This window comes from Bartonella sp. AD328YNZD, assembly GCF_042196425.1.
This window is the reverse complement of the sequence record NZ_JBHIQG010000081.1, coordinates 1-8,397: the sequence shown is the minus strand read 5'-3', so window position 1 is coordinate 8,397 and position 8,397 is coordinate 1. Positions and strand designations below refer to the sequence as shown.

Genomic DNA, 8,397 nt, shown 5'->3' with positions numbered 1-8,397 from the left:
ATATTTATATCATACAATTTACTTTTAAAATAAAATTTGGTCTTTAAAGTATATTCCTTAAAGACCAAAAATAGTGATAATAAAATTACATATAATAAATAAAAAAAATTACTGTACTATTTTACAACGTTTTATACGTGCAAGATCACTTAAAACAGCATTACGATTATTTAAAGCCGAAATTTCATTGCTTTCACTGGATTTAGGATCCATAAAAAACAGAGCAGGTAAAAATACAACACCTGCCGCTGCTAAAGCTACATTTTTATTTCTTGCTGTAGAACGCTCTCTAATTGTATCATTAATCTGTCGTTTATTAGCAAAAAACTCCCGTTGAATATCGGTGCAACTCATTGATCCATCATGTAATGTTGTCGTTGCAATATTTTTTTCTAAACGCCCCCCACATGCTGTTAAGGAAACTGCTAAAACGGCAATACATACACCCCGCTTAAAATTCTTATACATAAAAACCTCATTTTAAACATAAAAAAGTGACATTTATGTCAAAAATAAAACAAAATAAAGGATAATCTTCAAAAAACTTTATTTAACGTAAAATATTGTATGAATAAACTTATGCAGTTGTTTCGAAAGTAAGGCCCTGATACGCAGGTTTTACAGAGGATGGAACGTAATTTACGACTGCATTATAATCCAGCGATCTATCCATATGTGTGAGTATTGCTTGTTTTGGCTTTAAATATTTTATCCATTGTAATGCTTGATCAACAGAAAAATGACTTGGGTGAGATTTAAATTGAAGGGCTTCAATGATGAGAACATCCAAACCCATTAATTTTGATAATGTTTTTTCAGGAAACTCACTAACATCTGTACAATAGGCAACATTTCCGATACGGAAACCTAAAGAATGAATATTTCCATGGTGTTGTAAATGCGTATTAACGCTTATTGCTCCACCCTCCCCTTGAATAATAAATTGGCTATCTTCATTGATAAGATGCTCTTTTAAAATAGGAGAATAAGATGAATCTTTTGGTGTTTGAAAACAATATCCGAAAGCATTTTTGAGGTGTTCTAGTGTAAATCTGTCAGCATAGATATCTATTAAACATTTTTGTGCAAGTGCATAGCTGCGTAAATCATCAATACCGTGGATATGATCTGCATGAGAATGCGTGTAAAGAGCAGCATCAAGATGGTTCACATGCGCTTCAATCATTTGTGAGCGAAAATCCGGCCCCGTATCAATAACGATTGTTGTTTTTTTTCCTGATGGTTTAATGCGTTCAACTAATAAAGAACTTCTGTAGCGTTTATTTTTAGGATTATTCGGATCACATATTCCCCAATCACCATTAGGTCTTGGCACTCCTGGAGAAGGCCCACACCCTAATATTGTAAATCGGTATTGATCACACATAGCTTTTGCCTTATTTCATTTTGCTAAATAAACGAAAAGCATTACGGGTTGTTATTTGAGCTGTTTCTTCAATGCTTAAACCAATTGTTTCAGCCAAAACAGCTGCTGTATAGCATACAAAAGATGGTTCATTTGTTTTTCCCCGATGAGGGGTAGGTGCTAAAAATGGTGCATCTGTTTCCACCAACAAATGTTCATGGGGCACAATTTTTGCTATTTCACGGATTTCAAGAGCGTTTTTAAAAGTAAGAATACCTGAAAAAGAAATATAACCACCAAGCTCAATTCCAGCACGAGCAAGTTGCATTCCAGATGAATAACAGTGAAGGATAAAGGGAAAAGCTCCTTCTTTTATCTGTTTGCGCAATATTTTTTCCATATCGATATCGGCATTGCGTGAATGGATAACAAGAGGAATCTGTGTTTCTCTAGAAGCGATGATATGTTCTTGAAAAACTTTCTTTTGTTCTTCTGGTGTAGAGTAATCATAATGATAATCAAGCCCCCCTTCCCCAAACGCAACAATTTTAGGATGATTCGAGAGCTGTATAAGCTCTTCCGCTGTAATATTTTGTTCTTCATGCGCATGATTGGGGTGTGTTCCAACGGAACAAAAGACTTGATCATAGCTTTGCGCAATAGCTAACAGCTTATCTAACTTATGAACATGGGTTGAAATTGTTATCATACGTTTAACGTTAGCATCTAAAGCCCGTTGGATAACATTATCCAAATCTTGTGAAAAATCTTCAAAATCAAGATGACAATGTGTATCAATCAACATGATGAGTATCTTCTTTCTTCAAGATATAACGAGGAAAAATTGGTTCTGGTGGTGGAAGATCAAGTCCTTCTTGAATTTTCGCATGGCTTATATGATACAACAACCGATCATCTTCAGCAATCGCAAGGCTATCAAGAAGTTTTGCTGCTGATTGAGGTATGAAAGGCAAAAGCATTATTCCTATTCGCCGCAAGATTTCTACAGTTATATAAAGAACTGTAGAAAACCGATCTCGATCATTTTTACGTAAACTCCAAGGTTGTTCGTTGGCAAAATAGCGATTGGCATCTGCTACAATTGAAAAAATAGCTGAAAGGGCTAAATGCATACTATGAGAAGACATTGCTTGATGTACAGTTTCCAGCACCTGAAGAGATTGTTCTAAAAGCTGTTTATCTTGAACTAAGAATGAAGTTGGTTTTGGGACTTGTGCATTACAATTTTTGGCAATCATAGATAAAGAGCGCTGTGCCAAATTACCAAGATCATTAGCAAGATCAGCATTAATACGGTTCACTAAACTCTCATGGCTATAACTACCATCTTGTCCAAATGGCACTTCACGGAGAAGAAAATAACGGACCTGATCAAGACCGTAATGATCAACCATTTCAAAAGGATCAACGACATTTCCAATAGATTTTGACATTTTTGCACCACGATTAAGTAAAAAACCATGTGCAAAAATATTCTTAGGCAAGTCAATTCCAGCAGACATTAAAAATGCTGGCCAATAGACTGCATGGAAACGAATAATATCCTTACCAATAATATGCGTATTTGCAGGCCAAAAATCACGTTTTGTTGAATTTTCATTGAAAAAACCAATTGCTGATAGATAATTTGTAAGTGCATCAACCCAAACATACATTACGTGCTTTGGATTATCAGGAACAGCAACGCCCCAATTAAAACTTGTGCGTGAAATAGAGATATCTTTTAAACCCGATTTGATAAAACTTATAATTTCATTTCGCCGCTCAAGTGGAGCAATAAAATCAGGATGTTTTTCATAATATTCAAGAAGAGCCTTTTCATAACGAGAAAGCCTAAAAAAATAACTTTCTTCTTCATTCCATTCAACTGGAGAGCCTAATTCCTTCTCGCGACGGATATTGTCTTGTCCAACTTCCGTATCTTTCTCTTCATAATAGGCTTCTTGGCGAACCGAATACCACCCCGTATAACGGCCGAGATAAATATCACCATTTGCTTCCATCTTTTTCCAAATTTCTTGACACGCTTGATAATGGCGTTCTTCTGTCGTACGGATAAAATCATCATTAGAACAATTTAATACTGCAAGCATTTTTTGAAATACCGCACTATTACGATCTGCAAGTTGCTGAGGTGTCATGCCTAATGCAGCTGCGGTTTGTTGCATCTTGAGACCATGCTCATCTGTACCAGAAAGAAAAAATACATTTTTCCCGTTTAACCGTTGAAAGCGGGCTAAAACATCGCTTGCAATGGCACTATAAGCATGTCCAATATGTGGAGCACCATTAGGATAAAAAATGGGAGTTGTTATGTAATATGTGTCACGCATGTCATACTCGTTGTAAAACGCTATAAATAGAAGATATTATGACATAACGTTTGTTCATCGCATTGTCACGGAAAAACTAATTCTCATGAATGATCTTATGAACTTTAAAAAGTAAGTTAATAACAAACTGCTTTTTATCGAGATTAAACAGTTGTATTTCCTCTATTTCTTGATGAATCTCCTGCCATTTTCCCGCATATTTTTTTGAGAGAAATAAGTCTCCCTTTTCAACGAGCATAATAGCTTTTTTTTGAATTTTATTAAGAATTTCATCACAAAATTGTTGAAATTGGAATGTAGAAGAAGCAGATGAAAATGTTTGTGCAAGAGTATGTACAATCGTTGCGTTACAAACAGGTTTCTCTAGGAGAGCATCAATTGTTTTAATAATTTCAAGACCGCCATGGCAAATAAGTAAAGCGGCTTTTCGAGGGCTTCCTTTAGATTTTTTAATAATCATTTCAATTGTTTTTTCATCAGGTAAATCCTGATCGGCGAAAATATGTATAATAACTTTTTTCATTTCATCGTTATTCAACGGACGAAAAGAAATTTTTTGACACCGTGAATGGATTGTTGGAAGCAATTTTCCTGAAGAATGTGCGATAATAACAAATAACGTTTTTGTAGGTGGTTCTTCAAGTATTTTGAGAATTGCATTTGCTGCATTTCTATTCATATCATCTGCGGAATCAATAATAACAATACGCCATCCATTATCTTGCGATGTTCGACTTAAAAAATGCATAATATCACGGATATCATCAACGAGTATTCCTGTTTTAAACTTTTGCGTTTTCACATCAAATCGACGTGAAATATACAAAAGACCAGGGTGACTTCCTTGTGTAATTTGGCGCCATGGGGTAGAATAAGGATCGGGTTTCAGGAAAGAACTCTGTTGAAAACTTAAAATATTCCAAGCAAGATGAAAGGCTAATGTAGCCTTTCCAATCCCATATTCTCCTTCAAATAATAATGCATGATGCAAACGCTCTTCTTTAAGCATTTGTGTCAAAAAATGACGAACATCCTCATGACCAAAGAGAACATTGTTCTGGGATGGTGATAAAATTGTATCAATATCATCATATTGGCGTAAGGTATTTACATTACTCATGAAAGCTGCTCCAACAATACCTGATGACAAATATTTTTTATTTGATGAGCAATGGCTTCCACTGAGCCAGTGGCATCAATGACTCGAAATCTATGGGGTTCCCGTTTGGCCAATTGAAGAAAAGCCTGACGCCTTTGTTCTTGAATTTCCAACTGATCTTTTTCAAAATAATCAATTTTTTCTGTTTTTTTTCTTCGCAAATTTGCACGCTTCATACCACACATTGCTGGCATATCTAATAAAAATGTTAAATGAGGCAAAATACCATTGAGCGCAATACACTCTAAAACAGAAAGAAGAGAAGAACTGACGGTATCATTGAGGCCTTGATAAACGCGTGTAGAATCAATAAAGCGGTCACATAAAACGATTTTACCTTTTTGCAAAGAAGGTGCGATAACCTCAGTAACATGGTCGACACGTGCCGCTGTAAACAAAACAGCTTCAATCAATGGTCCATATTGTTGTATCTTCCCTGACAATAAAATATGTCGGATTGCTTCTGCTCCTGCCGTTCCTCCTGGTTCTCGTGTTGTAACAACATCATAACCTTTGTGAGAGAGATACTCAGCAAGCAAAGAAATCTGTACTGTTTTTCCTACTCCCTCCCCTCCTTCGAATGTAATAAAATAACCTGACACGTATGACCTTAACCTTATTAGCGCGTAACTATAAATATTTCCGTAACCATCCAATTGTGATTTCATAGAATGCATTTTTTACTTTTGCAAAGAAACTTCCTTCCTGAACATTCATTCCGGCAAAAACTGGTTTTTCCAGAAGAACCTTTTTATCTTCTAAAATTTGAATAACGCCAACTGATTGCCCAGAAACGATGGGGGCTTTCAATGGACCATGATATTTAATTTTTGCTTTAACATTTACTTTTTTTTCATTCGAAAGCATAAAACTTATTGGTGTTTTAACAATGAGTGGAACAAAATTTTGCTTACCACCATAAACAGGAGCACGACCAACCGTTTCTTCTCTTGTGAAAATCGTTTTGAGATCAAATGCCGTCATTCCCCATTGAAGAATGCGTTCTATTTCTTTTGTATATTTTTTTCTATCTTGCAAACCATTGATTGCTAAAAAAAGACGTTGATGATTTTTAGAAATGGTGGCAACCATTGAAAAACCTTCTTTTTTACTGTAGCCAAAACCAAATCCTTCTACACCAATTTCCTTAGAAATAAGAGGGGTTTTGTTACGTTGAAAAATATTATTCCACGTAAAATGAGGTTCACGATAAAGTGCATAATAATCTGGATATTCCTGAGTAATGTAACGTGCTAATATAATCATATCACGCACTGTTACAAATTGTCCCTCTTCGGGAAGCCCTGTTGCATTAACAAAATGACTCTGAGATAATCCAATCATTTTAGCGCGCTGATTCATCAACTTTGCGAAATGAGCTTCATCTCCTGATATGCCTTCAGCAAGAATAATAGCAGCATCATTTCCATTGACAATAATTAAACCACGCAACAGATCATAAACACTGATTTCTGTTTTTATCTTTGCAAACATAGTGGTTGTACCAGAAGGTGCTCCACCCTTGCGCCAAGCATTTTCACTGACCTTAAATTTCTGCGTACTTTTTAATAATCCTTTTTTTAATTGATGAAATACAACTTCTGCTGTCATCAATTTTACTAATGAAGCAGGGAAAAAAGGAATAGCACTTTGTTTTTCATAGAGTACTGTCTCTGTATCATCATCGAGTAATAACAATTGGGATGCGGGAGTTTGAAAATCTTGCGCTCTCCCCCATGTATCAAATGCCAATACTCCCCATAATATTAATAAGATCCTTAATACTGTATACATAGCCGCTCCTCCCATCTAAAAATCAGCATAAAGAATTTACTATATAGGAAAAAACTTTTTGATTGCTGCAAATTGAGGAATTATTTACAACTCACAAAAAGATTTTATTTTCATTTAGCTTTAGAAAAAAATAATATGACACGCTTTTTATCTTCCATGTAGGTTCAGTTTAATTTTAAAGTATGAGAGACAAAATATTTTTTCCTATTTTTATTGATAGTATTTTGATTTGTTATGATAAATTATAATCTTTTAACGTGGATTTGATTCAAAATACTGTAAGATTCTCTCATCCCCTCCTCTCATATTAAATTCAATAAAATCACTTGCTTACGCGTCATAAGCAGGGTTCGTATATGGATAAAAATTATTAAAAAAGAGAGTAAAATACTTCTTATCAACCTCTCAAGTGTTAAGAATTATCGCACAAAACATTGGGGCTTGCAAAGTCTATGACGTTGCCGGTTTATATCTTCATAAGTGTGAAGATGGTGATATCTAAAGGCGTTACAGTTATGCCATTCACAGGCGCTGTCGTAAAATAGGCTTGTAGCGTGTTGAAATATATCTCTTTTAAATAAGTCCATGAATTGGCAATGTAAGTGTATTTTGTTTGAGACGCTCTGTTTTTCGTGAGGGAACTTACTCCATTAAAGAACATGATAAACAAAAGCATGAGATAATGCATAATCTTTTCATAGGATATTACCGTAGATACTTTAGAAAGATGCAAGGCCGAATCAAAAGAAAATATTTTTTTACTTGTTAAGCTTTTTATTCTTCTCAAATCGATTGTACAGTTGTTTTAGAGATTACACAAACAGACTGACACAATAATCTACCTTCATCTAGCAAAAGCTATTACAGCAAGAAAAGTACACGCTTTATTAAGCAAGCAATATCATAAAACGACGAAAATACTAGCAATGGAGTGGAAAGGCCCGTACTGAATTTATAATAATAGCACCCAACCACGCTTTTTGAAAAGGACAACGCGCCTTAAGATGAAACCCCTACACTAAATCCGTAAGTTCTTATCTTTTTTACTAGAAAATTATATTGATAAAAAATCAACGCATTTTTTCTTAAAACAGTTGTAGCCAATTGACCTTTGTTTTTTTGTTTAGCTTATTTATAGAAGCAACTTGATCGAATGGCATCGGCTTATCAACCATGATAGGACCAATTTCCGGCAATTTAACTGCAACAGTTTTATTACGTTGTTCCTGTTCAACAGCAGCTGCTTTAGCTAATTCTTTTTTGTTCCCTATATTGCGCTGCTCTTTTAACAAAACAGTTTCTCTTTTTTTCGAAACATTCTCCGACGCTAATGAATATGACACGGCGTTTCCTGGAGTATAAGAGGCCATTAAATATGCACCATCATAATAGCCAATGGGTGCTTCAGCGATATATTCCACCTTAACATCTGCTACTCCCTTATCGACATAACCAAGTATTGTCGCAGCTTGCCTTGATAAATCAATGATTCTGTCTTTCATAAAAGGTCCGCGATCATTCACTCTAACAACGATTGAAGATCCATTTCTCAAATTAGTAACACGAGCATAGCTAGGTAAAGGCATTGTAGGATGAGCGGCAGTCAAAAGATTCATGTCATAAATTTCACCATTAGCTGTTAATCGTCCATGAAAGTCTGAACCATACCATGATGCCTCACCAACACGTTTATAAGTTGGATCATTTTGAGGATAATACCACTT

General features: G+C 35.1%; 8 protein-coding genes. All 8 read right to left on the bottom strand.

Going from position 1 to position 8,397, the window contains the following annotated elements:
- Positions 1-108 precede the first annotated feature (108 nt).
- Positions 109-468: a hypothetical protein gene (locus ACFIO3_RS05490; protein ID WP_375615180.1), complete on the bottom strand. Its 360-nt coding sequence runs from the start codon at positions 466-468 to the stop codon at positions 109-111.
- A 109-nt stretch (positions 469-577) separates the two neighbouring features.
- Positions 578-1,387 (bottom strand): MBL fold metallo-hydrolase, encoded by an 810-nt coding sequence (locus ACFIO3_RS05485; RefSeq protein ID WP_375615179.1) that lies wholly within the window; start codon positions 1,385-1,387, stop codon positions 578-580.
- 10 nt (positions 1,388-1,397) lie between these two features.
- On the bottom strand, positions 1,398-2,171 hold the full coding sequence (locus ACFIO3_RS05480; protein WP_375606873.1) for a TatD family hydrolase: 774 nt from the start codon (positions 2,169-2,171) through the stop codon (positions 1,398-1,400).
- A complete protein-coding gene (gene metG, locus ACFIO3_RS05475) occupies positions 2,161-3,720 on the bottom strand; it encodes a methionine--tRNA ligase (RefSeq protein ID WP_375615178.1) in 1,560 nt (519 codons plus the stop codon). Before metG ends, ACFIO3_RS05480 begins: the two co-directional genes overlap by 11 nt.
- A 76-nt stretch (positions 3,721-3,796) precedes the next feature.
- A complete protein-coding gene (locus tag ACFIO3_RS05470) occupies positions 3,797-4,840 on the bottom strand; it encodes a DNA polymerase III subunit delta' (RefSeq protein WP_375606875.1) in 1,044 nt (347 codons plus the stop codon).
- Positions 4,837-5,481: a dTMP kinase gene (gene tmk, locus ACFIO3_RS05465; protein WP_375606876.1), complete on the bottom strand. Its 645-nt coding sequence runs from the start codon at positions 5,479-5,481 to the stop codon at positions 4,837-4,839. The genes ACFIO3_RS05470 and tmk overlap by 4 nt, the downstream gene beginning before the upstream one ends.
- A gap of 28 nt (positions 5,482-5,509) precedes the next feature.
- Positions 5,510-6,673 (bottom strand): D-alanyl-D-alanine carboxypeptidase family protein, encoded by a 1,164-nt coding sequence (locus ACFIO3_RS05460; RefSeq protein WP_375615177.1) that lies wholly within the window; start codon positions 6,671-6,673, stop codon positions 5,510-5,512.
- A 1,085-nt stretch (positions 6,674-7,758) separates the two neighbouring features.
- Positions 7,759-8,397: septal ring lytic transglycosylase RlpA family protein (locus ACFIO3_RS05455; protein WP_375704180.1), on the bottom strand; the 639-nt coding region annotated here is incomplete at its 5' end.